The organism is Microbacterium maritypicum MF109 (assembly GCF_000455825.1).
Classification (GTDB): Bacteria; Actinomycetota; Actinomycetes; order Actinomycetales; family Microbacteriaceae; genus Microbacterium; species Microbacterium maritypicum_A.
This window is the reverse complement of record NZ_ATAO01000182.1, coordinates 25,472-51,321: the sequence shown is the minus strand read 5'-3', so window position 1 is coordinate 51,321 and position 25,850 is coordinate 25,472. Positions and strand designations below refer to the sequence as shown.

Genomic DNA, 25,850 nt, shown 5'->3' with positions numbered 1-25,850 from the left:
ATCTAGCACCTGTCACATTGATGACCGCGGGATTGGTGGTGCTCATCTGGGCCGTCGCCGGTCCTGCTCTGACCTCGCTGTTCGAGCAGGCGATCCAGAGGGTCTCGGGGCTCTGACATGGGGGACCGGAGTGGTTGCGTGGATGATCGCGGCTCCAGCCCGGTGGAGTTCGTGCTGGTCGGAACGCTCCTCACCGCCCTCACACTCGCTGTGCTGCAGCTCGCCTTCGCGGTGTACGTGCGCAACGTGGTGCACGACGCTGCCGTCGAAGGCGCCTACCACGCGGCTCTCGCCGATACGACCCCGGAGGAGGGCATCGCACGCACCAGAGACGTGATCTCGCGAGCGGTGGGGGCGGACTACGCCGAGGACATCCGAATCGGCTTCTCCGGCGCCCCGCCGTACGAGACGGTCGACGTCCGGGTCCGCACGACGTTTCCGCTGCTCGGACTGATCGGCCTCCCCCTCGCGATGGAGGTGGAGGCTCGTGCACCTGCCGAGACTTTCGGAGAAGAATGACGAGGGATCGGCCGCGCTCGAGTTCATCGCGGTGGGGGTGATCCTTCTCGTGCCGCTCATCTATCTCGTGATCGCGCTCGGTGCGATCCAGGAACAGACGCTCGGAGCCGAGGCAGCAGCACGGCACGTCGCCCGTGTCGTCGCGCGCGCACCCGATGCGACGACGGCGGCGGAGAGGAGCGATGCGGTGCTGGCGGGGATCGTGGACGAGTACGGTCTGGATGAGGAAGCGGTGAATCTGACGATCGCCTGCACCCCACGCGCGGTCGAGTGCCCGTCAGCCGGGGCGACCATCGTCGTCACCGTCACGACGTCGGTGCGGCTTCCATTGGTGCCGGAGATGCTCGGACTCGATCGCTCGACCGCTGTCCCCGTGCAAGCCGAAGCGGTGCAGAAGGTGTCGCGACTGTGGGGCGCAGAATGAGAGACCTGTCCCGGACAGGGACGGGCGCCGTCGGCGACCACGAAGAGGGGAGTGTGCTGCTCCTCACCCTCGGCTACGTGCTTCTGGCTCTGGCTGTGATCTTCGTGTGCGTCTGCGCGACCGATCTCTACATCGCCCAGAAGCGGTTGGATGCGCTCGCCGATTCCGCCGCGCTCGCCGGAGCGGACGGCTTCACCCTGGCGGTGCGCGACGGCAGCGTGCGTGCCGAACTCACGGATGACGGCGTCGAGCAGCAAGCCGAGGCGATGGTGTCCGCCTTGCCGGGGGAGGCGTCGATCACCGCCGCAGGCACGCCTGACGGCGTCACCGCACGAGTCACCGTCACGGCGGAGTGGCGACCGCCCTTGGTGTCCGTGTTCGTGCCCGACGGCGTCCCGCTGGAGTCGACCGCCACGAGTCGCACCGCCCTGCGGTGACCGGCCCCTGCGGTGACCGGCCCCTGCGGTGACCGGCCCCTGCGGTGACCGGCCCCTGCGGTGACCGGCCCCTGGGGATCAGCGTGGGGAGCGCAGCTGCGCGAGCAGTCCGTCGAGTCGAGGAACGAGCTGCGGCGGCACCTCGGCCGGCAGCGCGTCGACCGGCCACCAGCGCAGGGCTTCCGATTCCTCGCTCACCGTGAGGGCAGCGTCGCGGTCGACGACCACGGCGATCCCGACGTCGAGGTGCGAGGCGCAGGAGCCGAAGCGGGAGGAAAGTCCGTGATGGTCGAGATCGTAGGCGAGAGGTGCGGCCGCCGGGTCCACCGCGATACCCGTCTCCTCGCGCAGTTCGCGCAATGCACCGCTCAGGACCGAATCGTCTCCGTCCTCGACGTGACCTCCCGGCTGCACCCAGAACTGCCCCTTGCGATGGAAGACGAGCAGCGTGTGCTCGAGCGACACATCGAACACGACACATGACGCGGTGAGGTGGTCCGGGCCCGACTCACGATGCACCGGGCCTCCGTCGGCCCCGAAGAACGAGGCGAAGTCGGCCTGCGCGGCGCGGTCGCGCTCCGATCGGGGAGCGAAGGCCGAGATCAGGCGGTGGGCGTCCGCTTCCAGAATCGAGATCATTCCTGCTCTCCTTCGGAGGAGTCGTCGTCGGCTTCCGGTCGCTCGCGAGGGACGAACTGCGGGATCCAGCGCAGGAAGCCGAGGGCGCCGACCAGACCGACCACACCCATCGCGGCCGCCGCGAACGGCAGGGCGGCGACAGCGGTGATGGCCGAGACCAGTAGCGGAGCGATCGCCCCGCCCGCGTCGGTGAGCGTGCGCCAGGAACCGAGGAAGGCCGCGGGTTCGCGCTTCGGCGCGACGTCGGCGCCCAGGGTCAGCAGGATCCCGCTCGACAGGCCGTTGCCGACACCGAGGACCGCGGCGAACATGCCGAACCACAGCACCGCCGCATCGACGTCGTGCGTGAAGGACAGCGCGAGGAAGCCGGCTCCCATCAGCACCATCGCGGGCATCGCCGCCCACAGTCGACCGAAGCGATCCATCACCTGCCCGCTCGCGTAGAACAGGGCGAAGTCGATGGCCCCGGAGACACCGACGACGAGGGCGATGGTCGAGGCGTCCAATCCCAGCGACAGTCCCCAGAGCGGCAGCACGACCTGACGAGCCGAGCGCACGGCGGAGAGCGACGCGGCGGCGAGTCCGAGGCGTCCGAGCACCGCCCGCTGGCGCCACATCGTCTGGAAGATGCCCAGGCGTTCGACTGTCGGGATCGACCCGCTCACCGCCTCGCCGGAGTCTTCCAGATAGCGCTCGTGGGCGCTCGCCGGAACAGGAGGGATCATCTTCTCCGGGTCGGGCCCGAAGAGCACCAGCACCACCATGACCACGAGACAGGCGAGGAAGAACCAGATCGCTGCGCTCTCACTCCCGAACAGCTGCAGGAGTCCTGCGGCCACGAACGGTCCGATGAAGATGCCGAGGCGGAAGCTGCCGCCGAGAAGGGAGAGGGAGCGCGCGCGGAAGGCGACCGGCACCCGAGTGGTCATGAAGGCGTGCCGGGCGAGACCGAAGGCCGCCGCGCAGATCCCGAGGAGGAACACGGATGCCGCCAGCACGCCCAGCGACGGCGCGAACACCATCCCGATCCCGGCGACGATCGCGATCACGCCGGCGATCACCATCGTGTATCTCTCGCCGATCTTGCCCACTGCCCATCCGGCGGGGAGATTCCCGCACAGCTGCCCGATGACGAGCGCGGAGGCCACGAGTGCCGCGAACGCCACGTCTGCGCCCATGGATGCGGCGAGCACCGGGATCAGCGGGATCACGGCTCCCTCGCCGAGTGCGAAGAGGATCGTCGGCAGGTACACCATGGGTCCGAACTGCCGAAGGACCGTCGATGCACTGCTCACAGCTTCACGCTACTCCGCTCGACCAGGGATCTCGGACGACGGGGTCCCCGCGCGGGCAGGCGGCACGTTAGGCTGAGGTGTCATGCTCGAACTAGATCTCTCCGCCGAAATCCAGGCGCTCAGGCACACCTTCGGCGACATCAGCGAGGTCGTCGATGTCTCCCGTCTCCGCGACGACATCGCGCGTCTCAGCGAGGAGGCCGGCGCCCCCGACCTCTGGGACGACACCGAGAACGCGCAGAAGGTGACCAGCGCACTCAGCCACCGTCAGTCCGAGCTCGCCCGCATCACCGGCATCGCTCAGCGTCTCGACGACCTCGAGGTGCTCGTCGGGCTCGCGAACGAGATGGGCGATGAGGACTCCGCACAGGAGGCTCGTGCCGAACTCGCCGCCCTCACCGAACTGATCAACCAGCTCGAGGTGCAGACGCTGCTCGACGGCGAATACGACGAGCGATCCGCGATCATCACGATCCGCTCCGGCGCGGGCGGCGACGACGCCACCGATTTCGCCGAGATGCTGATGCGCATGTACCTGCGCTGGGCGGAACGGCACAAGTACCCGGTCAAGGTCATGGACACGTCCTACGCAGAGGGCGCGGGCATCAAGTCGGCGACCTTCGAGATCGACGCGCCCTACGCCTTCGGCACCATATCGGTCGAGGCCGGAACGCATCGCCTCGCGCGCATCAGCCCGTTCGGCTCGGCCGACAAGCGCCAGACGTCGTTCGCCGCCGTCGAGGTCATCCCGCTGATGGAGGAGGCCACCGAGGTCGACATCCCGGAGAGCGATATCCGCGTCGACGTCTTCCGCTCCTCCGGTCCCGGTGGGCAGTCGGTCAACACGACCGACTCGGCCGTGCGCCTCACCCACCTCCCGACCGGCATCGTCGTCTCCATGCAGAACGAGAAGTCGCAGATCCAGAACCGCGCCGCAGCGATGCGCGTGCTGCAGACCCGATTGCTGCTGTTGCAGAAGGAGCAGGAGGCGGCGAAGAAGAAGGAGCTCGCGGGCAACATCACCGCGAGCTGGGGCGACCAGATGCGCTCCTACTTCCTCTACGGCCAGCAGCTGGTGAAAGATCTCCGCACGGGTCAGGAGTCCGGCAACCCTGCGGCCGTCTTCGACGGCGATCTCGACGACTTCATCTCCGCGGGCATCCGTTGGCGTAAGCGCAAGATCGAGGACTGAGTCCACGAAGAAGGCCCCGGAGCGATCCGGGGCCTTCTTGCTGCGCGCGCGCGTTCAGCGCCCGGAGTCGCGGAGGGTCCCGGTCACATCCTCGTAGCTGAAGAGGATGCACTGCACGGTGCGGTCGTTCTCCCGGATCCAGGTCGCCTTCGTCGGCTGGTAGTTGTAGAAGTCGAGTTCGGAAGCCTCGTAGGATCTGCCGACATACGCCTCGAACGCCTCATAACAGCCGTTCCACGCACTTTCGTTCAGCACGTCGTCGCCGGGGAATTCGCCGTCCTCGACGTCGTAGATGAAGAAGACCTCGTCGGTATGCGGTTGCTCACAGGGAACCACGGGCAGCTCGAACACCAGTTCGTCTTCGCCGTACTCGACCAATGGCAGGCAGTCGCCCACTTCGAGGTCGGCGAAGGGCACCATCTCGGCACCCTCGATCGACGAGGGGTCCTGGCTCTCGGTGGCGGTGCCGCCATCCGTCGGCCGTTCGCTGGGAGTGCCGAACGACGTGCCGTCGGTATCCGGCGACGAGGTCGTCGCGACCACCAGGAAGGACACAGCGGCAGCGAGGATCGCACCGACCACGGCGATGACGAGACCGGTGATCCCCGGCCACTTCCTTCCGCGGAGGAACAGGGAGATGAGCGACATCACGAACCCGACCGCGAGAAGGGCCCATCCGGCGATCGCGATCGCGGGAATGCAGGCACTGACGACGCCGACGATGACGGCGACCAGGCCGAAGATGCCCACCACCGGCACTCCGGCCGCAGGCTGCGGAGAAGGAGTCACCGGCCACGTGGCCGCCGGATACCCGCCATAGGGCGCGGAGGTCGTGCTGGTCTGGGGTGCTGCGGCAGCCGATGGAGAGAACGTCTGGCCGGCGAGCGTGTATGGCGGGACGAAGGGCGTCTGCTCGGCGTCGGCGGAGGGAACGACAGGTGCGGCCGGTTCCGGAGTCGACCCGGCGGGGGTCGACGCGGCTGCGGTCGTCTCGGCTGCGGTCGTCTCGGCTGCGGTCGTCTCGGTGGCGGGTGCGTGTTGCCCGGTGACGACGTGCTCCGTCCACTGCAGTCCGTCCCACCACCGTCGGTTTCCGGAGCCGTCGTCGTACCAACCGGCAGGTGTTGTCATCAGGCGTTCCGTGCGTCTTTCTCGGTCGGCGGATGCGTGGTGAGGTCGTCTCGCTACGCAGGCCTCTCCACAGGGGCTCGGCCGTCAGTGACGACGGTAGCGGCGCTGCGGGGTCTGTGTCGAATGAGAAGACGATCACGTGAAGAAGGCCTCGGGAGCACGGTGCTCCCGAGGCCTTCTTGGCCCATTGGGGACGGGTCAGGGCACCAAGCACCCGGTGATCGCATCGGTGTCGCCGAGCACCTCGGCGACACCGTACAGGGCATCGGTGTCGGTGAGGGTGCCGTCGCTGTCGGCGATCGTGCGCAGCGTCGCATTGTCGAGGTCGGAGGCGACGAAGAGGTCGGCGAGGCAGGTGATCTGAGCCTCGGTGTACCCCTCTGCACCCGACGAGGCGAGAATCGCCGTCAGACCTTGCGCGACCTCAGGAGCGGTCGGACGAACTCCGACATCCGTTCCTTCGGAGCCGTCGGTATCGCTCGGCGCGGTGGCCTCGATCGACGGAGAAGAGGTGGGCAGCTTGTCGATCTCCTCGCTCACTCCCTGCGCGAAGGCGAAGAGGTAGACGAACGACATCACGATGCCGATGATCGTCCCGACGACCGCCAGGATGAGTCCGGCGATGCCCGGCCACTTCTTCCCCTTGAGGAACAGCGAGATGAGCGACACGATGAATCCCGCGCCGAGCAGGATGAAGCCGAAGAATCCGATCACCGGGATGAAGACCAGGATGGTGCCGAGCACCCCGAGCCCGAGCCCGACGAGTCCGAGAATCGAGAGCTTCTTCGGTTCCTCGACGGCAGGCTGCCCGTACGGGGCTGCAGCCGGATACCCCGTCGTGCTGCCGGAGTACGCCGGGGCGGTGCCGGGGTAGACGTCGGCCGACGGCGTCGGAACCTCCGCCGGGGCGGCTGGAGCGGCCGGAGCGGCTGGTGCGGAGTAGGCGCCGAGGTCGTCGCTCAGGGGAGTCGTCGGTGCGGTCGCGTCCGGCGACGAGGGTGTGGTCGCGGTGTCGTCGGATGCACGGATCACGGTGTCGTCGATCGACGATGCCGAGGACCCGGCCTGTTCCGAGGACCCGGCGTGCGCGTCGGGATCGACCGCGGCGTCCGCGGCCTCCGGGGCGAAGTGCTCGGTCCACTGCTGGCCGTCCCACCAGCGCTGTCGACCCGATCCGTCGTCGTACCATCCTGCGGGCGTTGTCATGGCTCCCCCTTGAAAGAACTCGGCAGCTGCTTCCTGCAGCCGACATCTTCATGTATAGCAGTGGGAGGCGACGCGCCACCGGGTCGCGGATGGGGAGCTCTCCCCATCCGGCCCTGAGGGCGGAAGCGCCGTGCGGGGTGTCGCTCGCGGCCAGGCGACAGCCCGCACGTAGGCTCGTAGCGCCATGATTCGGTTCGAGAACGTCACGAAACGCTACCGCGGGACGTCGAAGCCCGCCCTTTCCGGAGTCGACTTCGAGGTGCAACGCGGGGAGTTCGTCTTCCTCGTCGGAGCCTCGGGTTCCGGCAAGTCCTCCTGTCTGCGCCTTATTCTGCGCGAAGACGTCCCGACGTCGGGGCGGGTCGCGGTGCTCGGCAGAGACCTGCGCGCGCTCGCGAACCGGAAGGTGCCGTACTTCCGCCGCCACATCGGGTCGGTCTTCCAGGACTTCCGGTTGCTGCCTTCGAAGACCGTCTACCAGAACGTCGCGTTCACGCTTCAGGTGACCGGTTCGTCGCGCGGCTTCATCCAGCAGGCGGTTCCGGAGGCTCTCGCCCTCGTGGGGCTCGACGGCAAACAGAAGCGGATGCCCCACGAGCTCTCGGGTGGAGAGCAGCAGCGGGTCGCCATCGCGCGAGCCCTCGTCAACCGTCCCCAGGTTCTGCTCGCCGACGAGCCGACCGGAAACCTCGACCCCGCGACGTCGGTCGACATCATGCAGCTGCTCGCTCGCATCAACGCCGGCGGCACCACTGTGCTGATGGCCACGCACGAAGCCGGATTCGTCGACCAGATGCAGCGCCGAGTGATCGAGCTGCGTGATGGGGAGATGGTGCGCGACGAGGTGCACGGCGGATACGGCGACACCTCCAACATCCCGCGCCTCGTCCCGGAGGAGGTGCGCGGAGCGGCGGCGGCGGCTGCTCTCACCGCGGTCCAGGAGGTGCAGCGTCAGACAGCCGATCTCTCGGTGGTGCGTGCCGCGCTGGCCGAGGAGCTCAGCACTCAGCGCAAGGCGGCCGCGTCCTCCGTCGACCGCGAGGGAGAGACCGTGGTTCCCCCGGCCCCGCGCACGGTCGAACCTCCGGAGCCGGTGCATTCCCCGGAGACCGGCGCCGCGGCCGGAGTCGTGGAGCCTCCTGCTGTCGCGGAGACCCCTGCTGTCGCGGAGCCTCGTGCTGTCGTGGAACCTCCGACGGTGATCCGGCCGCGTACCCATCCGATCGCTCTGCCGACGGTGGACGTCGCCGAGCTCGGCGTCGCCGATCGCCTCGGACTCTCCGATGAAGACGACGAGGAAGTGGGCCCGACCTCATGAGAATCGGACTCATCCTGACCGAAGCCCTGGGCGGCCTGCGGCGGAACATCTCGATGGTGATCTCCGTCGTGCTCGTCACCTTCGTCTCCTTGACGTTCGTGGGCGCCGCGATCCTCATGCAGGGGCAGATCGGGGTCATGCGCGGGTACTGGGCCGAACGTGCCCAGGTGGCGGTGTACATGTGTTCGGCGGTCTCGGAATCCGAGACGTGCCTCGACGGCGCGGCGAGCGAGGAGCAGGTCGCCTCCGTCCGGGCTCAGCTCGAGGGTGACGCGCTCAAGCCGCTCATCAGCTCCATGACCTTCGATACGAAGGAAGAGACGTACGCCAAGCTCGTCGACCAGCTCGGCGCGGACCAGGCGAGCGTGCTCTCGCCCGACCAGGCGTTCGAGGTGTTCTTCGTCACGATGAAGGACCCTGGTCAGTCGCAGGTGCTCGCCGAGGCGTTCAGTGGACAGGCCGGGGTCGAGCAGGTCAAGGACCAGCTGCAGTATCTCGAGCCGTTGTTCTCCGCGTTGACGGTCGCGACCTACATCGCGGTGGGAATCGCCGTGCTCATGCTCATCGCGGCGACCCTGTTGATCGGCACGACCATCCGATTGTCCGCGTATGCGAGGCGCAAGGAGATCGGCATCATGCGCTTGGTCGGAGCCTCGAACCGCTTCATCCAGACGCCGTTCGTCCTCGAGGGCGTGTTCGCCGCCTTCCTCGGCTCGGCTCTGGCCAGCGTCGCCGTCGTCGCCGGTATGCACTTCGGGGTCAACGGCTACCTGCGGGGGAGGGTGCCGTTCATCACCACATGGGTCACGATGCAGGACGCGGCTCTCGTGGTTCCCGTGCTGATCGGGATCGGCGTGATCCTCGCCGCGCTCTCCGCCGGCTTCGCGATCCGACGCTGGCTGCGTACCTGATAGCCTGAAAGGCTGCTCGGTCGGAACGATCGATCGAGCTCATCACGGCAACAGGAGAGCATCATGCCCAGGGAACGCGGAGAGAAGGTCGTCGCGACCAATCGTCGCGCACGTCACGACTACACGATCGAGAAGTCGTACGAAGCGGGGATGGTGCTCACCGGCACCGAGGTCAAGTCGCTGCGTCAGGGTCGCGCCAACCTCAGTGACGGCTATGCGTTCGTGAAGGGGAACGAGGTCTTCCTCGATTCCGTGCACATCCCCGAGTACTCGCAGGGGCACTGGACGAACCACTCGGCCAAACGCATCCGCAAGCTGCTCCTCCATCGCGAGGAGATCGCCAAGATCGCGCACGCCGTCTCGGCCGGGGGATACACCCTCATCCCGCTGAAGCTGTACTTCTCCGACGGTCGTGCCAAGGTCGAGATCGCCCTGGCGAAGGGCAAGCGCGAATACGACAAGCGGCAGACCCTGCGCGAGCGTCAGGACACCCGTGAGGCCGACCGTGCCATGCGTCTGCGCAATCGCGTGGGAGAGTAGCCCCGGGCTCTCAGGCCCCGACTCTCCGGCACTGCCGTGACGAGTCGACAGCCCGTCACGGGCGCGGGTGGAAGCCGAAGACGCGGCCGAGGAACGCCAGCTCGCGGTCGAGGGAGTCGACGATGGTCTCCGCGCTCCGGAAACCATGTCCCTCGGTGGGATAGAGGACGTACTCGTGCTCGATGCCGCGCTCTGCCAGAGCATCGCGGATCGCCTCGGACTGGGATGGAGGGACGACGCGGTCCTCGCCGCCCTGCAGGAGCAGGACCGGGACAGTGATGCGATCTGTGTGCGTGAGCGGTGAACGCTCGACGTACAGATGCTCGTACTCGGGCAGCGGGCCCACCAGACCGTCGATGTACGATGCCTCGAAGTCATGAGTCTCCGCGGCCAGCATGCGCAGGTCGGCGACGCCGTAGCGGCTGATCCCCGCGGCGAAGGCTCCGCCTCGCACCAGTGCCGACAGCACGGTCCAGCCGCCTGCCGATCCGCCGCGGATGGCCAGACGGTCGGGGTCGGCGAGCCCGGTGGCAGCCAGGCCGCGCGCCGCCGCGATCACGTCGTCGACGTCGACGACACCCCACTGGCCGTCCAAGCGTTCGCGATAGGCACGACCATAGCCGGTGGAGCCCCCGTAGTTCACGTCGAGCACGCCGATCCCGCGGCTCGTGTAGAAGGCGATCGCTGCCGAGGCTGCCCCGGTCACATGCGCCGTCGGTCCGCCGTGGACCAGCACGACGTAGGGCGGGAGCTCGTCGTCGGGGGCCTCCTCGTCGGGGTTCGCCGGCGGATAGGCGAATGCGTGCACGGCGCCGTGCGGACCGTCGATCTCGATCGACATCGACGCCGGCATCCAGCGCGGATCGACGGGCTCCCCGCCGCGCACGGCGACGACCTCTCCCGACTCGATATCGACGCACCAGAGCCCCGCCGCCACCCGGGAACCGTTGCCGGAGAGCAGCACCCGGGTGCCGCGGACCGCATCGACGCTCACATGACCGTCGCCGGGGAACTCGATGATGCTCTCGCCCCCTCCGGTGTCGATCACGACGACGTCGTCGCGCCCGTTCGTGCGGACGGCGAGGATGCGGCCGTCCTCCAACGGCTGATACCAGCGGTTGCCGAGCACCCAGAGCCCGTAGCCCGTGTCGGCATCGGACGGGGCCAGCGGCCGCGGGGATCCGGAAGGCGTCACCCCGTCGATGGCGATGCGGTGGAGTGTCCAGCGGTCATCGGCGATGTCGGCGAAGACCAGTTCCGTGTCGCTGAGCCACTCGGGCTGCAGCGCCGCTCGCGAGGGGATCGTCCGCGGGAGGCCTCCGTCGACCTCGGCGACCTGCACGCGCGCGCTCTCCCACGGCATCTTCCCCCTTTCCCAGGCGACCCACGCGGCGCGGGTCCCGTCAGGGGAGAATGCGGGGTGGGCGAAGAACCCCTCGCCCTGCACGATCACGCTGACCGCGGACTCGTCTTCTGCGGCGGAGCCGTCGAGCGGGATCTCGACGATCGCGCGGAGGTGCGGTGTGGTCGAGAGGTCTTCGCGCACGGCGAGCAGACGTCCGTCCTGCACGCGCAGACCTCCGTGCGCGGGACCGGCAGCGGTGAGCGTGACGAGATCCCCGTCGGGGGTCAGGCGGCGCACCCGCTGGTCTGAGGCGTCGACGAAGTAGAGCGTCCCCCGATCGTCCGCCGTCCAGGCGCCGCCACCGTATTCGTGCACGCGGGAGCGGGCGTTCCAGGGCGCGGGGAGGACCTCGGCGCCCGTGGAACTCCGTACCGTCACCCGTCCCTTCTCGGACGGCACCGACTCACCCCACCAGATCTCCGTGCCGACGAAGCGGGCGCCGTCGATGCGAGGAGAGGACGCCGCGACTGATGCCGCGGAGAAAGGCGAAGGCCAGGAACCGTAGGGGGACGACGTCATGCTTCGAGCCTATGGGGCGCTGGCACGAGCGTCACGCGGGGCGCACACGAAGGCCCTCCAGGGAACCGGGAGGGCCTTCGTCGTGCTCTCGTCTCAGACCGCGCGGAGCACCGCCACGATCTTGCCGAGGATCACGGCTTCATCGCCCAGGATGGGCTCGAACGCCGAGTTGCGCGGGAGCAGCCACGTGTGGCCGTCGCGACGGCGCAGCACCTTGACGGTGGCCTCGCCGTCGAGCATCGCCGCGACGATCTCGCCGTTCTCGGCGCTGTTCTGCGAACGGACGACGACCCAGTCGCCGTCGCAGATGGCGGCGTCGATCATCGACTCGCCGGAGACCTTGAGCATGAACAGGTCGCCCTTGCCCACCAGTTGGCGGGGGAGCGGGAAGATCTCCTCGACCTGTTGGTCGGCGGTGATCGGCACACCCGCGGCGATGCGTCCGACCAGGGGGACGAGTGCCGCATCGCCGACCGGGGTCGCCACGTCGGCGGGGTTCTCGGTGCTGGCCCCCGGCAGGTCGATGAGCACTTCCATGGCGCGGGTCTTCCCGGGGTCGCGACGCAGATAGCCGCTGAGCTCCAACTGCCCGAGCTGGTGGGTGACGCTGGAGAGGGACTTGAGACCGACGGCGTCGCCGATCTCGCGCATGCTCGGCGGGTAACCGTGGTGCGCGATCGAGTTCTGGATGACCTCGAGGATCGCCATCTGCTTCGGGCTGAGGCTCTTCCGGCGGCGCGTGCGCGGTGCCTCCGACTCGGGGGCAGAGTTCTCGCTCATGGTGCTCCTTCAGTGCGTGATCCGACGTCCCTCTTCGAATGTCGGAGGCCCGTGGTGGGGTGTCCTTATCGAAACCGTATCCGAGAAACGGGCCGATCTGGAAGATCTGTTCGAGCGTGTCGGCTCATTTCCGGATTCGGTTTCGAAGAATACTTGACAGATGTTCGAACTCGAAGATATCTTCGGTACGTAGCTTCGCATTCACGGCTCCCGGCCGAGACGGGAATGCGAACGCTACGCCAACTTCCCCGGCGGCCTCACCGCTCCGGGACAGGCTAAGGAGCAACACATGAGCAGCATCAGCTTCAGCACCGCAGCAGTCATTCCGGCGTCGACCCGTCCCACGACGCGACTCCGACTGACGACGCGTGGCCGCGCCGTGCTGCTGGCCTTCGCCTCGGTTCCGCTCGCGATCGGTATCGCCTTCGCGGCGCTCAGCGGTGGCAGCGCGATCGCTTCGGGAGCAGATTCGGCCGCCGTCAGCGTCGAGACGGTGACCGTCATGCCGGGAGACACCCTCTGGTCGATCGCCACCAGCGTCGCTCCCGATGCCGACCCGCGCGACGTCATCGGTGAGATCAGCCGGATGAACCTGCTGCGCGGTGGAGAACTCCAGATCGGCCAGACGCTCGCCATCCCGGCCCAGTACGTGAACTGATCCGGCGGCGGCAGCACAGCAGCAACTTTGCGTCATCGAGGCGAGGCGCCGCTTAACATGGGAAGGGTGACCCTCTCCCTCAACGATCTCCCGCTACGTGACGATCTTCGCGGATTGACGCCATACGGCGCTCCGCAAGCGCCGCTCCCGATCGCGCTCAACGTGAACGAGAACACGCATCCGATCCCCGACGCGGTGGCGAGCGACATCCTCGACGACATCGCCGTCGCGATCCGCGACGTCAACCGCTATCCGGACCGGGAGTTCACGACGCTCCGCGAGTCGTTCGCGGAGTACCTGGGGCATGGGCTCACACCGGAGCAGATCTGGGCCGGCAATGGCTCGAACGAGGTTCTCCAGCACATCCTCCAGGCATTCGGAGGTCCCGGGCGCACGGCGTTCGGCTTCGCGCCGACGTATTCGATGTACCCGCTCATCGCTCAGGGGACGGGAGCACGCTGGATCGCCGGCACGCGTCAGCCCGACTACACGATCACCCCGGACGAGGCTGCCGAGCAGGTGCGGGCCGCCGATCCCGATGTGGTCATCCTCTGTTCTCCCAACAACCCCACCGGCACGCCGCTCGGGCTGGACGTGATCGAAGCCGTGTACGACGCGGCCCGTGGCATCGTGATCGTGGATGAGGCGTACCAGGAGTTCGCGCCGCGCGATGCGATCTCTGCCCTGACCCTGCTCGACGGACGCCCGCGTCTCGCCGTCTCGCGCACCATGAGCAAGGCCTTCGCCTTCGCCGGGGCCCGGGTCGGGTACCTCGCTGCTGACCCCGCCTTCATCGACGCGTTGCGTCTGGTGCGTCTGCCCTATCACCTGAGCGCTCTCACCCAGGCGGCGGCGATAGCGGCCCTGCGCAACGCCGACGTGATGCTCGCGATGGTGGAGGAGATCGTCGAGCAGCGCGATCGGATCACGGCGACTCTCGAAGCGCTCGGATACCAGCCGCACGAATCGTGGTCGAACTTCGTCCTGTTCGGCGGCGTCGCCGACCCGCGGGCCACCTGGCAGCAGCTGTACGACCGCGGCGTGCTCGTGCGCGATGTCGGCATCCCCGGACACCTCAGGGTCAGCGCGGGCACGGAGGCCGAGACCACCGCGTTCCTCGAGGCGCTGGCCTCGATAGGATCGGCTTCATGAGCACCCCCGCACTGACCCCGCGCACCGCGAACCGTGTGCGCAGCACGTCGGAGTCCACCGTCGAGCTCGAGCTGAACCTCGACGGCACCGGGGCGAGCCGTATCGACACGTCCGTGCCGTTCTTCGACCACATGCTCACCGCCTTCGCGAAGCATTCGCTGACCGACCTCACGGTGCGGGCTTCCGGCGACACGCACATCGACGCGCACCACACGGTGGAAGACGTCTCGATCGTGCTCGGCCAAGCCATTCTCGAAGCTCTCGGGGACAAGTCCGGGATCTCCCGTTACGGCGACGCGCTCGTTCCCCTCGACGAGGCACTGGCGCAGGCGGTCGTCGACATCTCCGGTCGTCCGTATCTCGTGCACACGGGAGAGCCTGAAGGCTTCGAACACCACCTCATCGGCGGGCACTTCACCGGTTCGCTGGTGCGTCACTCATTCGAGGCCATCAGTTTCAATGCCGGTCTGACCGTGCACGTGCGTGTGCTCGGCGGGCGTGATCCGCACCACATCGCCGAGGCGGAGTACAAGGCTTTCGCTCGCGCATTCCGCGAAGCCAAGGCTCTGGACCCGCTCGTCGACGGCATCCCGTCCACGAAGGGCGCGCTGTGAGCGCAGCGCCCCGGGTCGCGGTGTTCGACTACGAGTCGGGCAACGTCCACTCGGCGGTGAAGGCGCTCGTCGCCGCCGGCGCGGATGCCGTGCTGACGCGCGACCGCGCCACCGCTCTCGAGGCGGATGGACTCGTCGTCCCCGGTGTCGGTGCATTCCAGGCCGTCCGCGATGCCCTGCGCGCCCACGGAGGGGACGAGATCATCGATCGCCGTCTCGCCGGCGGCCGTCCGGTCCTCGGGATCTGCGTCGGGATGCAGGTCCTCTTCGAGCACGGCGTCGAGCGCGGGCACGACACCGAAGGGCTCGGCGAGTGGCCCGGCGCGGTCACCGAGCTCAATGCCCCGGTGCTGCCGCACATGGGCTGGAACACGGTCGAGCCCGGTGCTGACAGCGTGCTCTTCCGAGGCATCGAACAGGAGCGCTTCTACTTCGTGCACTCCTACGCCGCGCAGTCCTGGGAACTCGACGTCATCCCGCCGTTCCCCGAGCCCGTTTTGACCTGGACGACGTACGGCGACCCGTTCCTCGCCGCCGTCGAGAACGGGCCGCTCTCGGCGACGCAGTTCCACCCGGAGAAGTCCGGGGAAGCCGGCATCCAGCTGCTGCGCAACTGGGTCGGAAGCCTCTGACGTCTTCGGCAGGCGTCACCCGTTTTGTTCCCCGCCGTCCGGCGGACTACCCTCGGTTCTCGTGCCCGCACCGGGCCGTAGAGCTTCCCGATACAAGGACCCCATGAACGACTTCGCGCAGTCCCCCTCGCTCACGCTCCTTCCCGCGGTCGATGTCGCCGGGGGCAAGGCCGTCCGTCTGACCCAGGGTGAGGCCGGAACCGAGACCAGCTACGGCGACCCGTTGGATGCCGCAGGGGAGTGGGTGGCGCAGGGAGCGAAGTGGATCCACCTCGTCGACCTCGACGCCGCATTCGGCCGTGGCAGCAACGCACCGATCCTGCGCAAGGTCATCAAGCAATTCAAGGGTGTGAGCATCGAGCTCTCCGGAGGCATCCGCGACGATGCGACGTTGGAGGCGGCTCTGGAGAGCGGCGCCACCCGGATCAACCTGGGCACGGCCGCGCTGGAGAACCCGGAGTGGGCGGCCGATGTGATCGGCCGTTACGGCGAGGCGATCGCGGTCGGCCTCGACGTGCGGGGGACGACGCTCGCCGCCCGCGGATGGACCAAGGAGGGCGGTGACCTCTGGGAGGTGCTCGACCGCCTCGAGGACGCCGGCTGCAGCCGTTATGTCGTCACCGACGTCACGAAGGACGGCACTCTTCGCGGCCCCAACATCGAACTTCTCCGCGAGGTCACCTCACGTACCCCGAAACCGGTCGTCGCATCCGGCGGGATCTCGAGCCTCGACGATATCGCCGCGCTCCGCGAGCTCGTGCCGCTGGGCGTCGAAGGTGCGATCGTCGGCAAAGCACTCTACGCCGGCGCGTTCACGCTGGCTGAGGCTCTGGATGTCGCAGGAGACTGACGCGCACGCCTGCGGGCCGGAATCGCACAACCACGGCGATTCGGCGGGCGTCCCCTGGGAGGGGCGCAGCTTCGAGTCGAATCCGCACGCGGCGGACGACGGTTCCGCCGATCCCGCTCTGCTGGCCGCGCTGCTGCGGTTCCGTGCGGGTGAAGGCAGTCAGGTCGACGTGGTCGACGCCTTCCGTACCGCGCGCGTGCTGATTCCGCTTATCGCCGAGAAGGGTGAGGAGGGTGTGGCGCCGAGCGGTCTCACCGTCGACAAGACGCAGGAACTGTCCATCGTGACGGTCGCGGCGCCTGACGGCCGGCGCGTGCAGCCGGTCTTCTCGTCCGTGCAGGCGATGCAGGCATGGGATCCGACCGCGCGACCGATCCCCGTCGAGGCCGTTCGAGCCGCGTTGGCGGCGTCGGCGGAGGACACCGATCTCATCGTTCTCGACCCGACGTCAGAGACGGAGTTCGTGATCCGGCGTCCCGCGGTCTGGGCGATCGCTCAGGAGCAGCGCTGGGAGCCCAGCTTCCTGTCGACAGAAGTGTTCACGGCTCTCCAGGAGAGCGTGGCTCACGAACTGGCGGTGATCGATGTGGCGGTGGCCGCGGGCGATCCCGACGCGCGGCTCCGGGGCCCCGAGCTGATCGTGGTCCTCGAGCTCGTCGACGGTCTGGAGCGTGAGGTGCTCGATGCCGTGCTCTCGCGTCTCGCTCAGCGCTGGGCGTCCGATGATCGCATCGCTGTGCTCGCCGACTCGCTGACCGTGAAGCTCCGCCGCGGCGTCTGATCGCGTTCGCTACGATCGGGGCATGTCCCGAGGTCTGATGCGAGTCCTCGCCGTGGTCGCGCTCCTGGGTGGTGCCGCGACCGGCATCACGGGTTGCTACACCGCGTGCCCGGCGATCGGCTATGTCAACGGGGTGGTCGTCGACGTGAGCGTATTCCCGGAGACAGCGGCCGTCCAGTTCTGCGTGGACGCGGAGTGCTCACCGGCGCCGGGGGAGGACGAGACCGTCTCGACCAACCTGTTCGCGGCGTCCCGTGAGGACGACGGGACCTGGCGGCTCATGTTCGACATGTCGACACCCGAGGACGTCGACATCCGCCTGTTCGACGCGCAGGGCACCGTCATCCACGAATCCGAGGAACCGATCGCCTGGACCCACGCTGATGGCCCGTGCGGCGGCCCCTCCACCGCGGACCCCCTGATCCTGGAGCCCTGATCCTTCATCGCCGGAGATGACGCTCTCTACGTCGGACCGCGGGCGGGAACGGGAACGCGTCTCCGCAGGGAGGTGCGCGGTCCGATCGCTGCTGCCGGTGCTGATAGCGTCGGAGATCCGTGCAGGAAGTGAGGAGGTGGTATCCGTGAACGAAGTGACGTCGGTGCTCCTCCGGGGAGTCACGGTCGGGCGATAGGTCGTCCGGGAGCGCCGCATATCAGCAGCACTCCCGAAAGGCATGACCATGCACTTCACGTCTGAACAGAACCTCGACGGCGGCCTCACCGAGCGCGAATTCACCATCGGTGACATCTCCGGCATCATGTGGACGCCGCCAGCCGCTTCCTCCTCCGCGCCGGTTCCCCTCATCCTGATGGGCCAACCCGGCGGAATCGGCATGCGACGAATGTACTCCCGCCTGGCGGCGCGAGCGCGCAGCGCGGCGGCGCAAGGCTTCGCTGCGATCTCGATCGAGGCGCCCGGAGCGGGCGGCCGAACGCCGCTGCCTGGCGCGGCGGCGGCGCGGGCCGACCTCGTTCGTGCGATCTCTGTCGGCGAAGAGCCGGGCGAGGAGGTCATCGACCGGCTGATACTTCCTCTCGTCGATCAGGCGGTGCCGGAATGGCAGACCACGCTCGACGAGGCTCTTGCCCTTCCCGAGATCGGCGAGCGGACGGCATTCTCCGGTGGGGTGATCGCAATCGGAGTACGTCTCGCCGCGATCGACTCACGCATCGTCGCGGCAGGCCTCTTCGCCGGAAGCTATGTGCCCCGTACGACGATGGAGGAGGCGCGTCGGGTCACGATCCCGCTGCATGTCCTCCTGCAATGGGATGACGAGGGCAACGACCGCCGGATGGCGCTCGACCTGTTCGACGCCTTCGGATCGACCGAGAAGACGCTCTACGCCAACATGGGCGGCCACACGGGCGTCCCGCAGTTCGCCGGCGAGGATGCCGCGCGCTTCTTCGCCCGCCATCTCGGCTCTGTCGGCGGCGGAGAATGCGCGGCTTCGAGCCCGTTGGTTACGCAGGTCTCACACCTGCGCCGAAGCTAGTTGACCGGTCCGGTCCACTTCTCGCCCGGGCCCTTGCCGATCGGGTCGGGGATCGTGGAGGCCTCGCGGAAGGCGAGCTGCAGTGAACGAAGGCCGTCGCGCAGGGAGCGCGCGTGCATGTCGCTGATCTCCGGAGCGCCGGCGGTGATGAGTCCGGCGAGGGCGTTGATGAGCTTGCGCGCTTCGTCGAGGTCGATCTGCGCCGCGGCGTCCGGATCGTCGGCGAGCCCGAGCTTGACGGCTGCCGCGCTCATGAGGTGCACGGCGGCGGTGGTGATCACCTCGACGGCGGGTACATCGGCGATGTCTCGTGTGGCCGACGATGCGGCCTCCTCCTGACGTGCCCAGCGCTCTTCGCGCTCGCGTGCAGCCTCGTCCGGTGCCTGGTTCGTCACTTCGCCTTGCTTTCTGTTAGACTTTGGCGGGCTCCGGAGCGTCATGCTCCGGATCGAAAGAGGATTCACTTCCCACCCGCGCTTGCCGTTCAAGGCTACCGGGTCTTGCACTCCACCGGCTCCGTTCGCAAGACGGACCCGGCAGGTAGGGTGCGGAGCCGGCGTCTGAATGCCGGTGGGCGGGGACGATTCCGATTTCGCCCGTGATGCAGACAGCATCGCGGTGGCCGAATCACATCGTCTAAGGAGTTCCGCATCAGCGATCCCCGTACCAATGAGCGCATCCGCGTCCCCGAGGTCCGCCTCGTCGGCCCCGCGGGTGAGCAGATCGGCGTCGTCCGCATCGAGGCAGCGCTGCGCCTCGCGCAGGAAGCCGATCTCGACCTCGTCGAGGTCGCCCCCAACTCGAAGCCGCCCGTCGTCAAGATCATGGACTACGGCAAGTTCAAGTACGAGGCCGCCCAGAAGGAAAAGGAAGCTCGCCGCAACCAGGCGAACACGATCCTCAAGGAAGTCCGTTTCCGTCTGAAGATCGAGGCCCACGACTACACGACCAAGCTCAAGCGCGCCGAGGGGTTCCTCAAGGCCGGCGACAAGGTCAAGGCCATGATCCTTTTCCGTGGTCGTGAGCAGTCGCGTCCCGAGCAGGGTGTTCGTCTGCTGCGCAAGTTCGCCGAAGACGTTGCCGAGCTCGGCACGGTCGAGTCGAACCCGACCATCGACGGTCGCAACATGGTCATGATCGTGGCGCCGCTCAAGAGCAAGTCCGAGGCCAAGCAGGAACAGAATGCGGTTCGCGACGCGCAGCGCGCGGCGAACAAGCAGGCTTCGCGCGACGCGAAGAACGAGTCGGACGCACCGGCCGCAGCTCCGGCGGAGTGACTCCCGCCCCCAGAACTCCCGCACCGCGGGTTGACACCGTCGCCTGAGAAGGCGCCATACGAAGGAAGAGAAGATGCCGAAGCAGAAGACCCACTCGGGTGCTAAGAAGCGCTTCAAGATCACCGGAAGCGGAAAGCTGAAGAAGCAGCAGGCCGGGATGCGCCACAACCTCGAGCACAAGTCGAGCCGTCGCACCCGTCGTCTGAACCAGGACCAGGTGCTGTCGAAGGCTGACACCAAGGTCGCGAAGAAGCTTCTCGGTCGCTGACGCGCGCCGAACGCACGAATAGGAACACACGAAAATGGCAAGAGTCAAGCGGGCAGTAAACGCCCACAAGAAGCGCCGGGTCATCCTCGAGCGCGCCTCCGGTTACCGCGGACAGCGTTCGCGCCTGTACCGGAAGGCCAAAGAGCAGGTCATCCACTCGCTGGTCTACTCGTACCGTGACCGTCGCAAGCGCAAGGGTGACTTCCGTCGCCTGTGGATCCAGCGCATCAACGCTGCGGCTCGCCAGAACGGCATGACCTACAACCGCTTCATCCAGGGCCTCGGCATCGCCGGTGTCACGGTGGACCGTCGCATGCTCGCCGACCTCGCGGTCAACGACGCGGCGACGTTCACGACGCTGGTCGAGACGGCGAAGAAGGCTCTGCCCTCTGACGTCAACGCACCGAAGTCGGCTGCGTAAGCACCTCTTCACACAGGGCGCTCTCCTTCGGGAGGGCGCCCTGTGGCGTTTCTGGATGCACTGCCGCCCACGACGCGCGTGACTCCCATGTCGATCAGGGAGGTCGCGGCGACCGCGATCGCGTACACGGCGAGGTCCCGCAGGTCGAAGCCCGAGCCGAGGACGAGTCGGATCGGCGGGAACATCGCTCCCCATTCGCGCGGAAGGCCGGTGAGCTGGAGCAGCTCGACGCCGGCGCAGACCACGAAGGACAGGAACGCCACAGCGGGACGAGGCCATCGCGGAGCGACGAGGGCCACGAGCAGGTAGATGAGCACGGCGTACAGCGCGTCGGCCGCGATGTCGCCGACCGCACCGCTCATGCCGCGATGGACGACCAGACCGATCCCGACCGTCGCGACGGCGAGAACGGCGAGGGCGACCCGCCGACGAGAGGTGTTCGCAGCAGCGCTGTGGGTCATCCCGGCACCTTATCCCGATGGTGCGGGAACCAGCCCGGCGTTCCCTAGACTGTGATCGTGCTGGAGAACCCCCGTTCGCCCCGAGTCCGAGCCGTCGCGAAGCTGACCAAACGAAGCGCGAGGACCGAGACGGGCCTGTTCCTTCTGGAAGGCCCGCAGTCCGTGCGCGAAGCGCTCACCTATCGTCCCGAGGCGATCGTCGAGCTGTTCGCGACGCCCAACGGGTGGGAGCGGCACCCCGACATCCGCGCGAAGGCCGCCGATGCCGACATCGACGTCGAGTACGTTACCGAGTACGTCCTCAACGCGATGGCCGACACCGTCACCCCGCAGGGACTCGTGGCGGTGGTGCAGCAGACACCGACCTCCGTGCGCGACATCTTCGACGCCGCGCCGCGACTGGTGGCGATCTGCGAAGAGGTGCGCGATCCCGGCAATCTCGGCACGATCATCCGGGCGGCGGATGCGGCGGGCGCCGATGCCGTCGTGCTCACGGGACGAACCGTCGATCCCTACAACCCGAAGGTGGTGCGTGCCACGACGGGTTCGCTGTTCCACCTCCCGGTGTCGGTCGGGGGAGACCTCGCCGATGTCGTCAAGCGCGCACACGATGCAGGTCTCCGCATCCTCGCAGCCGATGTGAAGGGTGACGATCTCTTGGCGGCGCGCGCCGAGGGCGTGCTCGCCGAGCCCACCGGATGGCTCTTCGGGAACGAGGCGCGGGGGCTCGAAGACGATGCGCTGGCCCTCGCCGACCAGGTGCTCAAGCTGCCCATCTTCGGTCGTGCCGAATCCCTCAACCTGGCGACGGCCGCCAGCGTGTGCCTCTACGAGAGTGCATTTGCACAGCGTGCGTCCGCTGGCGACTGAGTTCTCGGGCGCCGAGGGAAGCAGGAAGCGGAGTCGATGAGGATTCTGATCGTCGAGGACGACGACCGGGTCGCCGGGGCGCTCGAGGCCTTCCTCGGACGGTCGGGATACGCGACTGTGCGCGCGGCGGACGGCGCTGCCGCGCTGGGCATGCTGGGAGCCGACACCGAGGTGGTCCTCCTCGACCTCGGTCTCCCCGACATCGACGGCGTCGACCTGTGCCGTCGCATCCGGGGGCGCTCGGAGGTTCCGATCGTGATCGTGACCGCCCGCAACCAGGTCGCCGAACGCATCAAGGGACTGCGCGCGGGCGCGGACGACTTCGTCGTGAAGCCCTATGACGTGCACGAGCTCCTCGCCAGGATCGAGGCGGTCACCCGGAGGTCGAGGCCGATGAGACCGGAGGCCGACGCCCGGGTGCTGCTGCACGACGGCCATGTCGACATCGACCTCGTCGCCCGTCAGGTGCTCGTCGACGGCACGGCGATCGACCTCACACGCAAGGAGTTCGACATCGTCGCCGTCCTCGCCCGATACCCAGGGGTGGCGGTGCCGAAGGAGCGCCTGATCCGTGAGGTATGGAACACCGACTGGCGCGGGTTCGGGCACTCGCTCGAGGTGCACGTCGGAGCGATCAGGAAGAAGACCGGAGTCCGTGGGGTCATCGAGACCGTGCGCGGAGTCGGCTATCGTCTTGCGGGGTCCTGAGCCATGCGGCGCCGTCTGATCATCGTCTTCCTCGTGCCGCTCGTCGCGATCCTGGCCGCGCTCGGCGGCGCAGCCGGATGGAGTGCGGCGCACAGCGTCCAGCAGGCGTTCTACACGCAGCAGCTCGGCGACCTCGGGTATTTCGTCACGAGTGCGCGTCAGGCCCTGCGGTCCGGCAGCGCCGCCGTGATCGACGCCGAGGTGGCGCGCTTCCGCGAGGTGTACGGAATCGAGGTCACGGTCTTCGATCTCGGCGGCAATGTCTGGGCGGCGGGGGAGCAGGACCCGGCCGCGCTCCCGGACGAGGACGCCGAGCGGGTCAGACTCGCGCTTTCCGGGCGGCGTGCCGAGCAGCCGACGGTCCTGTTCCCGTGGACCGTCGCGGACGCCGCCCTGGCCGAGCCGGTGTTCGACGACGGGGACGTGATCGGTGCCGTGCTGGTGGCCGGAGATGTGGAGGCGCCGCGCGCGGCGATCCTTCAGCAGATCCTGCTCATCTCGGCGATCGCGCTGGTGCTGGTCGCCCTCGGGGTGCTGCTCGTGTTCCGGCTCGCCCGGTGGGTGCTGTCGCCGGTGCGACGGCTCGACGAGGCGATGGTGGCGATCGAGCGGGGCGAGATGGACGCGCGTGTCGCCGCCGACGACGGTCCGCCGGAGCTGCGCCGCATGGCGCAGGTCTTCAACGGCATGGCCGACGAGATCGAGCGTGTGATGACGCGGCAGCAGGAGTTCGCGCTGAATGCCTCCCACGAGCTGCGCAACCCCCTCAACGCCCTGCTCCTGCGCGTCGAGCATCTGGCGACGGGACTGGGGAAGGAGTGGCAGGGTGATGTCGAGGAGACGCGGGAAGAGGGGCGACGGATGACCCGCATCCTCGAAACGCTCCTCGGGCTGGCTCGTGGGGGACGAGGCGACTCGACCATCTCGGCGGTCGACCTCGCGACGCTCGCCGCTCGCCGACGGGACGCGTGGCGCGACGTCGCCGCCCAGCGCGGGGTCGTCTTGCGTGCCACGGGGGTTTCGCCGGTGATGAGCGTGACCGACCGGACGATCGTGGAGAGCGCGCTGGATGCGGTGATCGACAATGCCGTGAAGTTCTCTCCCGAGGGCGCGCCGATCGAGATCGGTGCGGAACGCGAGGGCCAGGTCTGCCGGATCACCGTCCGCGATCACGGTCCGGGGCTGACGGAGGAGCAGGCCGCGGCGGCGACCGACCGGTTCTGGCGCAGTGCCGACAGCGGGGATACCCCGGGGTCCGGACTCGGCCTCGCCATCGCGAGTGACCTGCTCGCCACGGTCGGCGGCGAATTGGCCGTCGCTGCGGCGGAGGGCGGCGGTCTCGCTGTCACACTCGTGCTCCACGATGGGACGACCCCGTGACGGCCGGCGTGCGACGGTTGCTCGCCGGCGCGAGCGCTCTCCTGCTGGCGGTCGGCGTGACCGCGTGCAGTCCGCGTGCGAGCGAGTGGACGGACGAGGAGTACGCCATCGCCAGCGGCGGGTCCACCGGCGTCTACTACGACTACGGCAGCCACCTGGCCGAAGACCTGTCGGACTCGTTGGATATCAGGATGGTCGCGCAGGAGACGGCGGGTTCCGTCGACAACCTGCTCCGGGTGAGTTCGGGGGAGGCGCTGATCGGGTTCGCGCAGGGAGACGCCGCGGCAGACGCGGTGGCGGGCTCCGGCGCCTTCGACCATCCGCTGGAGGTGCAGGCCCTCGCCCGCCTGTACGACGAGTACGTGCAGGTCGTCGTACGCGGAGAGTCGGAGATCTCGGGTATCGGGGATCTGGCCGGCCGCACCATCTCCCTCGGTGCGGAGAACTCCGGGGTGAACGTGATCGCCGCTCGGGTGCTGGATGCGGCAGGTGTCGATCTCGGCTCCGTGCGCAATCCCCAGCTCGACCTCAGCGAGTCGATCGAGGCGATGGAGCGTGGCGACATCGACGGCTTCTTCTGGGTCGGCGGGCTGCCCACCCCGGGGGTGGCCGAGCTCTCGGAGAGGTCATCGGTCCGCCTGCTCCCGATCGAGCAGGAGTGGGTCAACGAGGTGAACGAACGGTACTCGCACGCGTACCGACCGGCCGACGTCCCGGCCGGCACCTACGGCCTGCAGGATTCCGCGCCCACGATGGCCGTTCCCAACTATCTCGTCACCGCAGCCTCCACCCCGGACGCCGTCGCTCGTGACGTGCTCGCCGGATTGTTCGATGCACGTCTTCGCATCGCGGGGGAGGTGCCGACCGCCGCCCTGCTGGACCGGCGTTCGGCGATCTTCACCGGCCCCGTCCCGCTGCACCCCGGGGCAGCCGACTACTACCGGGATCAGCGCGGCTGACTGCTCAAGAAATCCTCAAGAAGTCTGACACCGTGGGTGGCGCTCTGCCATTGTGAGGTCGATCGCGCACGATCGTCGCCTGTTGCTCAACTGTCGTTGGGGAGCTGCAGCAGGACGATTCCGCGGCCCGTGGGGGCGGGCCGCGGGGTACCCATGCACAGCAGCATTGGTGCCGCGATCAGGTGATTACGAACGTGTAAATCTCACCGAGGTGCCTGGAGACCCGCGTCCGACGTGGCTAGTTTGGAGAAATGATGACCTCTGATACCCCGCTTGTCGTGGTCGAGAACGTCCAGAAGCACTACGGCGACTTCCAGGCGCTCACCGACATCGACCTGACCGTCAACTCGGGAGAGGTCGTCGTCGTGATCGGCCCGTCCGGCTCCGGCAAGTCGACCCTGTGCCGCACGATCAACCGCCTCGAGACGATCACGAGCGGCACCATCCGCATCGACGGCAAGGAGCTGCCGGCGGAGGGGAAGGGACTCGCCCACCTGCGTGCGGACGTCGGCATGGTCTTCCAGTCCTTCAACCTCTTCGCCCACCTCACGATCCTCGAGAACGTGACCCTCGGCCCGATCAAGGTCCGCGGCCTCAAGAAGGCGGATGCCGAGAAGGAGGCGATGGTGCTGCTCGAACGCGTGGGCGTGGCGCAGCAGGCATCGAAGCTCCCGGCCCAGCTGTCCGGCGGGCAGCAGCAGCGCGTGGCGATCGCCCGCGCCCTCGCGATGCAGCCCAAGGTGATGCTGTTCGACGAGCCGACCAGCGCCCTCGACCCCGAGATGATCAACGAGGTCCTCGACGTCATGGTCGAGTTGGCCCAGGACGGCATGACGATGATCGTCGTCACCCATGAGATGGGCTTCGCCCGCAAGGCCGCCGACCGCGTCGTCTTCATGGCCGACGGACGGATCGTGGAGGAGGCGACTCCCGAGGAGTTCTTCACGCACCCGAAGAGCGACCGCGCCAAGGACTTCCTCTCGAAGCTCCTCACGCACTGACGCCCCCGC

General features: G+C 68.0%; 31 protein-coding genes. 23 read left to right on the top strand and 8 right to left on the bottom strand.

All coding sequences use genetic code 11. From position 1 onward, the window contains the following. Positions 1-138: 138 nt before the first annotated feature. From L687_RS31510 to L687_RS31500, 3 genes are read left to right on the top strand one after another with little or no spacing between them, the layout of a single operon-like run. Positions 139-519 carry a TadE/TadG family type IV pilus assembly protein gene (locus tag L687_RS31510; protein ID WP_021199794.1) on the top strand — a complete coding sequence of 127 codons (381 nt, stop codon included), beginning with the start codon at positions 139-141 and terminating at the stop codon, positions 517-519. Continuing rightward, positions 488-943, top strand: a complete 456-nt coding sequence (locus tag L687_RS31505; protein WP_021199793.1) for a hypothetical protein — start codon at positions 488-490, stop codon at positions 941-943. The genes L687_RS31510 and L687_RS31505 overlap by 32 nt, the downstream gene beginning before the upstream one ends. After that, on the top strand, positions 940-1,380 hold the full coding sequence (locus L687_RS31500; protein WP_046398939.1) for a pilus assembly protein TadG-related protein: 441 nt from the start codon (positions 940-942) through the stop codon (positions 1,378-1,380). Before L687_RS31505 ends, L687_RS31500 begins: the two co-directional genes overlap by 4 nt. A gap of 78 nt (positions 1,381-1,458) precedes the next feature. Here the strand turns inward: L687_RS31500 and L687_RS31495 are convergent, their stop codons facing one another. Both L687_RS31495 and L687_RS31490 read right to left on the bottom strand, forming a co-directional pair. Next, on the bottom strand, positions 1,459-2,019 hold the full coding sequence (locus tag L687_RS31495; protein WP_021199791.1) for an NUDIX hydrolase: 561 nt from the start codon (positions 2,017-2,019) through the stop codon (positions 1,459-1,461). Further along, on the bottom strand, positions 2,016-3,275 hold the full coding sequence (locus tag L687_RS31490) for an MFS transporter (protein ID WP_021199790.1): 1,260 nt from the start codon (positions 3,273-3,275) through the stop codon (positions 2,016-2,018). Before L687_RS31490 ends, L687_RS31495 begins: the two co-directional genes overlap by 4 nt. A gap of 121 nt (positions 3,276-3,396) precedes the next feature. On the opposite strand from L687_RS31490, the gene prfB reads away from it, so the two are divergent. Continuing rightward, the gene (gene prfB, locus L687_RS31485; RefSeq protein ID WP_021199789.1) at positions 3,397-4,506 is read left to right on the top strand and encodes a peptide chain release factor 2; all 1,110 of its coding nucleotides are present in this window, start codon (positions 3,397-3,399) and stop codon (positions 4,504-4,506) included. 54 nt (positions 4,507-4,560) lie between these two features. Here the strand turns inward: prfB and L687_RS41870 are convergent, their stop codons facing one another. Both L687_RS41870 and L687_RS31480 read right to left on the bottom strand, forming a co-directional pair. Beyond that, positions 4,561-5,637, bottom strand: coding sequence for a DUF2510 domain-containing protein (locus tag L687_RS41870; RefSeq protein ID WP_021199788.1), 1,077 nt, complete (start codon positions 5,635-5,637; stop codon positions 4,561-4,563). Between the two features lie 198 nt (positions 5,638-5,835). Continuing rightward, positions 5,836-6,843, bottom strand: a complete 1,008-nt coding sequence (locus L687_RS31480; RefSeq protein WP_021199787.1) for a DUF2510 domain-containing protein — start codon at positions 6,841-6,843, stop codon at positions 5,836-5,838. Positions 6,844-7,027: 184 nt separating this feature from the next. On the opposite strand from L687_RS31480, the gene ftsE reads away from it, so the two are divergent. The 3 genes from ftsE to smpB all read left to right on the top strand — a co-directional run bounded on the left by ftsE (position 7,028) and on the right by smpB (position 9,612). Then, positions 7,028-8,161: a cell division ATP-binding protein FtsE gene (gene ftsE / locus L687_RS31475; protein WP_021199786.1), complete on the top strand. Its 1,134-nt coding sequence runs from the start codon at positions 7,028-7,030 to the stop codon at positions 8,159-8,161. Continuing rightward, entirely contained in the window at positions 8,158-9,072 is a 915-nt protein-coding gene (gene ftsX / locus L687_RS31470; protein WP_021199785.1) for a permease-like cell division protein FtsX, read from the top strand. Before ftsE ends, ftsX begins: the two co-directional genes overlap by 4 nt. A gap of 63 nt (positions 9,073-9,135) precedes the next feature. After that, positions 9,136-9,612: an SsrA-binding protein SmpB gene (gene smpB, locus L687_RS31465; RefSeq protein WP_021199784.1), complete on the top strand. Its 477-nt coding sequence runs from the start codon at positions 9,136-9,138 to the stop codon at positions 9,610-9,612. A 55-nt stretch (positions 9,613-9,667) separates the two neighbouring features. On the opposite strand, the gene L687_RS31460 is transcribed toward smpB, so the two are convergent. Together L687_RS31460 and lexA are read right to left on the bottom strand one after the other, a co-directional pair. Beyond that, positions 9,668-11,536, bottom strand: a complete 1,869-nt coding sequence (locus L687_RS31460) for a dipeptidyl-peptidase 5 (RefSeq protein ID WP_021199783.1) — start codon at positions 11,534-11,536, stop codon at positions 9,668-9,670. 93 nt (positions 11,537-11,629) lie between these two features. After that, positions 11,630-12,316, bottom strand: coding sequence for a transcriptional repressor LexA (lexA, locus tag L687_RS31455; protein ID WP_021199782.1), 687 nt, complete (start codon positions 12,314-12,316; stop codon positions 11,630-11,632). Between the two features lie 289 nt (positions 12,317-12,605). On the opposite strand from lexA, the gene L687_RS31450 reads away from it, so the two are divergent. From L687_RS31450 to L687_RS31415, 8 genes are all read left to right on the top strand, one after another. After that, a complete protein-coding gene (locus L687_RS31450) occupies positions 12,606-12,974 on the top strand; it encodes a LysM peptidoglycan-binding domain-containing protein (RefSeq protein WP_021199781.1) in 369 nt (122 codons plus the stop codon). 57 nt (positions 12,975-13,031) lie between these two features. Then, positions 13,032-14,126, top strand: a complete 1,095-nt coding sequence (locus L687_RS31445; RefSeq protein WP_029260603.1) for a histidinol-phosphate transaminase — start codon at positions 13,032-13,034, stop codon at positions 14,124-14,126. Further along, the gene (gene hisB, locus L687_RS31440; protein ID WP_021199779.1) at positions 14,123-14,740 is read left to right on the top strand and encodes an imidazoleglycerol-phosphate dehydratase HisB; all 618 of its coding nucleotides are present in this window, start codon (positions 14,123-14,125) and stop codon (positions 14,738-14,740) included. Before L687_RS31445 ends, hisB begins: the two co-directional genes overlap by 4 nt. Then, positions 14,737-15,372 (top strand): imidazole glycerol phosphate synthase subunit HisH, encoded by a 636-nt coding sequence (hisH, locus tag L687_RS31435; protein ID WP_021199778.1) that lies wholly within the window; start codon positions 14,737-14,739, stop codon positions 15,370-15,372. The genes hisB and hisH overlap by 4 nt, the downstream gene beginning before the upstream one ends. Before the next feature lie 103 nt (positions 15,373-15,475). Then, positions 15,476-16,222: a bifunctional 1-(5-phosphoribosyl)-5-((5-phosphoribosylamino)methylideneamino)imidazole-4-carboxamide isomerase/phosphoribosylanthranilate isomerase PriA gene (priA, locus tag L687_RS31430; protein WP_021199777.1), complete on the top strand. Its 747-nt coding sequence runs from the start codon at positions 15,476-15,478 to the stop codon at positions 16,220-16,222. Continuing rightward, positions 16,206-17,003, top strand: a complete 798-nt coding sequence (locus tag L687_RS31425) for an SseB family protein (RefSeq protein WP_021199776.1) — start codon at positions 16,206-16,208, stop codon at positions 17,001-17,003. Before priA ends, L687_RS31425 begins: the two co-directional genes overlap by 17 nt. A 22-nt stretch (positions 17,004-17,025) precedes the next feature. Beyond that, entirely contained in the window at positions 17,026-17,439 is a 414-nt protein-coding gene (locus L687_RS42790) for a hypothetical protein (RefSeq protein WP_021199775.1), read from the top strand. Between the two features lie 244 nt (positions 17,440-17,683). Then, on the top strand, positions 17,684-18,496 hold the full coding sequence (locus tag L687_RS31415; protein WP_046398941.1) for a hypothetical protein: 813 nt from the start codon (positions 17,684-17,686) through the stop codon (positions 18,494-18,496). Here L687_RS31415 and L687_RS31410 read toward each other — a convergent pair. Beyond that, positions 18,493-18,891 (bottom strand): DUF1844 domain-containing protein, encoded by a 399-nt coding sequence (locus L687_RS31410; RefSeq protein WP_017828562.1) that lies wholly within the window; start codon positions 18,889-18,891, stop codon positions 18,493-18,495. The genes L687_RS31415 and L687_RS31410 overlap by 4 nt on opposite strands. Before the next feature lie 255 nt (positions 18,892-19,146). Here L687_RS31410 and infC point away from each other — a divergent pair, with 255 nt between their 5' ends. The 3 genes from infC (at position 19,147) to rplT (ending at position 20,462) form a co-directional block, all read left to right on the top strand. Next, positions 19,147-19,773: a translation initiation factor IF-3 gene (infC, locus tag L687_RS31405; RefSeq protein WP_096359486.1), complete on the top strand. Its 627-nt coding sequence runs from the start codon at positions 19,147-19,149 to the stop codon at positions 19,771-19,773. 73 nt (positions 19,774-19,846) lie between these two features. Then, positions 19,847-20,041: a 50S ribosomal protein L35 gene (rpmI, locus tag L687_RS31400; protein WP_017828564.1), complete on the top strand. Its 195-nt coding sequence runs from the start codon at positions 19,847-19,849 to the stop codon at positions 20,039-20,041. A gap of 34 nt (positions 20,042-20,075) precedes the next feature. After that, a complete protein-coding gene (gene rplT / locus L687_RS31395) occupies positions 20,076-20,462 on the top strand; it encodes a 50S ribosomal protein L20 (RefSeq protein WP_021199772.1) in 387 nt (128 codons plus the stop codon). A gap of 8 nt (positions 20,463-20,470) precedes the next feature. Here rplT and L687_RS41560 read toward each other — a convergent pair whose 3' ends face one another. After that, a complete protein-coding gene (locus L687_RS41560; RefSeq protein ID WP_021199771.1) occupies positions 20,471-20,923 on the bottom strand; it encodes a ribosomal maturation YjgA family protein in 453 nt (150 codons plus the stop codon). A 57-nt stretch (positions 20,924-20,980) separates the two neighbouring features. On the opposite strand from L687_RS41560, the gene L687_RS31390 reads away from it, so the two are divergent. From L687_RS31390 to L687_RS31370, 5 genes are all read left to right on the top strand, one after another. Beyond that, positions 20,981-21,793 (top strand): TrmH family RNA methyltransferase, encoded by an 813-nt coding sequence (locus tag L687_RS31390; RefSeq protein WP_031207314.1) that lies wholly within the window; start codon positions 20,981-20,983, stop codon positions 21,791-21,793. Positions 21,794-21,829: 36 nt separating this feature from the next. After that, positions 21,830-22,501, top strand: a complete 672-nt coding sequence (locus tag L687_RS31385; protein WP_021199769.1) for a response regulator transcription factor — start codon at positions 21,830-21,832, stop codon at positions 22,499-22,501. 3 nt (positions 22,502-22,504) lie between these two features. After that, on the top strand, positions 22,505-23,881 hold the full coding sequence (locus L687_RS31380) for a sensor histidine kinase (RefSeq protein WP_021199768.1): 1,377 nt from the start codon (positions 22,505-22,507) through the stop codon (positions 23,879-23,881). Then, positions 23,878-24,840 carry a TAXI family TRAP transporter solute-binding subunit gene (locus L687_RS31375; protein WP_021199767.1) on the top strand — a complete coding sequence of 321 codons (963 nt, stop codon included), beginning with the start codon at positions 23,878-23,880 and terminating at the stop codon, positions 24,838-24,840. Before L687_RS31380 ends, L687_RS31375 begins: the two co-directional genes overlap by 4 nt. Before the next feature lie 254 nt (positions 24,841-25,094). Then, a complete protein-coding gene (locus L687_RS31370; RefSeq protein WP_029260612.1) occupies positions 25,095-25,841 on the top strand; it encodes an amino acid ABC transporter ATP-binding protein in 747 nt (248 codons plus the stop codon). Positions 25,842-25,850 lie beyond the last annotated feature (9 nt).

What these genes read in the sequence shown, in the direction of transcription:
- L687_RS31500 (WP_046398939.1), top strand. Translation starts at nt 940, where the DNA reads ATGAGAGACCTGTCCCGGACAGGGACGGGCGCCGTCGGCGACCACGAA.
- L687_RS31495 (WP_021199791.1), bottom strand. Translation starts at nt 2,019, where the DNA reads ATGATCTCGATTCTGGAAGCGGACGCCCACCGCCTGATCTCGGCCTTC.
- L687_RS31490 (WP_021199790.1), bottom strand. Translation starts at nt 3,275, where the DNA reads ATGGTGTACCTGCCGACGATCCTCTTCGCACTCGGCGAGGGAGCCGTG.
- prfB (WP_021199789.1), top strand. Translation starts at nt 3,397, where the DNA reads ATGCTCGAACTAGATCTCTCCGCCGAAATCCAGGCGCTCAGGCACACC.
- L687_RS41870 (WP_021199788.1), bottom strand. Translation starts at nt 5,637, where the DNA reads ATGACAACACCTGCCGGTTGGTACGACGACGGCTCCGGAAACCGACGG.
- L687_RS31480 (WP_021199787.1), bottom strand. Translation starts at nt 6,843, where the DNA reads ATGACAACGCCCGCAGGATGGTACGACGACGGATCGGGTCGACAGCGC.
- ftsE (WP_021199786.1), top strand. Translation starts at nt 7,028, where the DNA reads ATGATTCGGTTCGAGAACGTCACGAAACGCTACCGCGGGACGTCGAAG.
- ftsX (WP_021199785.1), top strand. Translation starts at nt 8,158, where the DNA reads ATGAGAATCGGACTCATCCTGACCGAAGCCCTGGGCGGCCTGCGGCGG.
- smpB (WP_021199784.1), top strand. Translation starts at nt 9,136, where the DNA reads ATGCCCAGGGAACGCGGAGAGAAGGTCGTCGCGACCAATCGTCGCGCA.
- L687_RS31460 (WP_021199783.1), bottom strand. Translation starts at nt 11,536, where the DNA reads ATGACGTCGTCCCCCTACGGTTCCTGGCCTTCGCCTTTCTCCGCGGCA.
- lexA (WP_021199782.1), bottom strand. Translation starts at nt 12,316, where the DNA reads ATGAGCGAGAACTCTGCCCCCGAGTCGGAGGCACCGCGCACGCGCCGC.
- L687_RS31450 (WP_021199781.1), top strand. Translation starts at nt 12,606, where the DNA reads ATGAGCAGCATCAGCTTCAGCACCGCAGCAGTCATTCCGGCGTCGACC.
- L687_RS31445 (WP_029260603.1), top strand. Translation starts at nt 13,032, where the DNA reads ATGGGAAGGGTGACCCTCTCCCTCAACGATCTCCCGCTACGTGACGAT.
- hisB (WP_021199779.1), top strand. Translation starts at nt 14,123, where the DNA reads ATGAGCACCCCCGCACTGACCCCGCGCACCGCGAACCGTGTGCGCAGC.
- priA (WP_021199777.1), top strand. Translation starts at nt 15,476, where the DNA reads ATGAACGACTTCGCGCAGTCCCCCTCGCTCACGCTCCTTCCCGCGGTC.
- L687_RS31425 (WP_021199776.1), top strand. Translation starts at nt 16,206, where the DNA reads ATGTCGCAGGAGACTGACGCGCACGCCTGCGGGCCGGAATCGCACAAC.
- L687_RS42790 (WP_021199775.1), top strand. Translation starts at nt 17,026, where the DNA reads ATGTCCCGAGGTCTGATGCGAGTCCTCGCCGTGGTCGCGCTCCTGGGT.
- L687_RS31415 (WP_046398941.1), top strand. Translation starts at nt 17,684, where the DNA reads ATGCACTTCACGTCTGAACAGAACCTCGACGGCGGCCTCACCGAGCGC.
- rpmI (WP_017828564.1), top strand. Translation starts at nt 19,847, where the DNA reads ATGCCGAAGCAGAAGACCCACTCGGGTGCTAAGAAGCGCTTCAAGATC.
- rplT (WP_021199772.1), top strand. Translation starts at nt 20,076, where the DNA reads ATGGCAAGAGTCAAGCGGGCAGTAAACGCCCACAAGAAGCGCCGGGTC.
- L687_RS41560 (WP_021199771.1), bottom strand. Translation starts at nt 20,923, where the DNA reads ATGACCCACAGCGCTGCTGCGAACACCTCTCGTCGGCGGGTCGCCCTC.
- L687_RS31385 (WP_021199769.1), top strand. Translation starts at nt 21,830, where the DNA reads ATGAGGATTCTGATCGTCGAGGACGACGACCGGGTCGCCGGGGCGCTC.
- L687_RS31380 (WP_021199768.1), top strand. Translation starts at nt 22,505, where the DNA reads ATGCGGCGCCGTCTGATCATCGTCTTCCTCGTGCCGCTCGTCGCGATC.
- L687_RS31370 (WP_029260612.1), top strand. Translation starts at nt 25,095, where the DNA reads ATGACCTCTGATACCCCGCTTGTCGTGGTCGAGAACGTCCAGAAGCAC.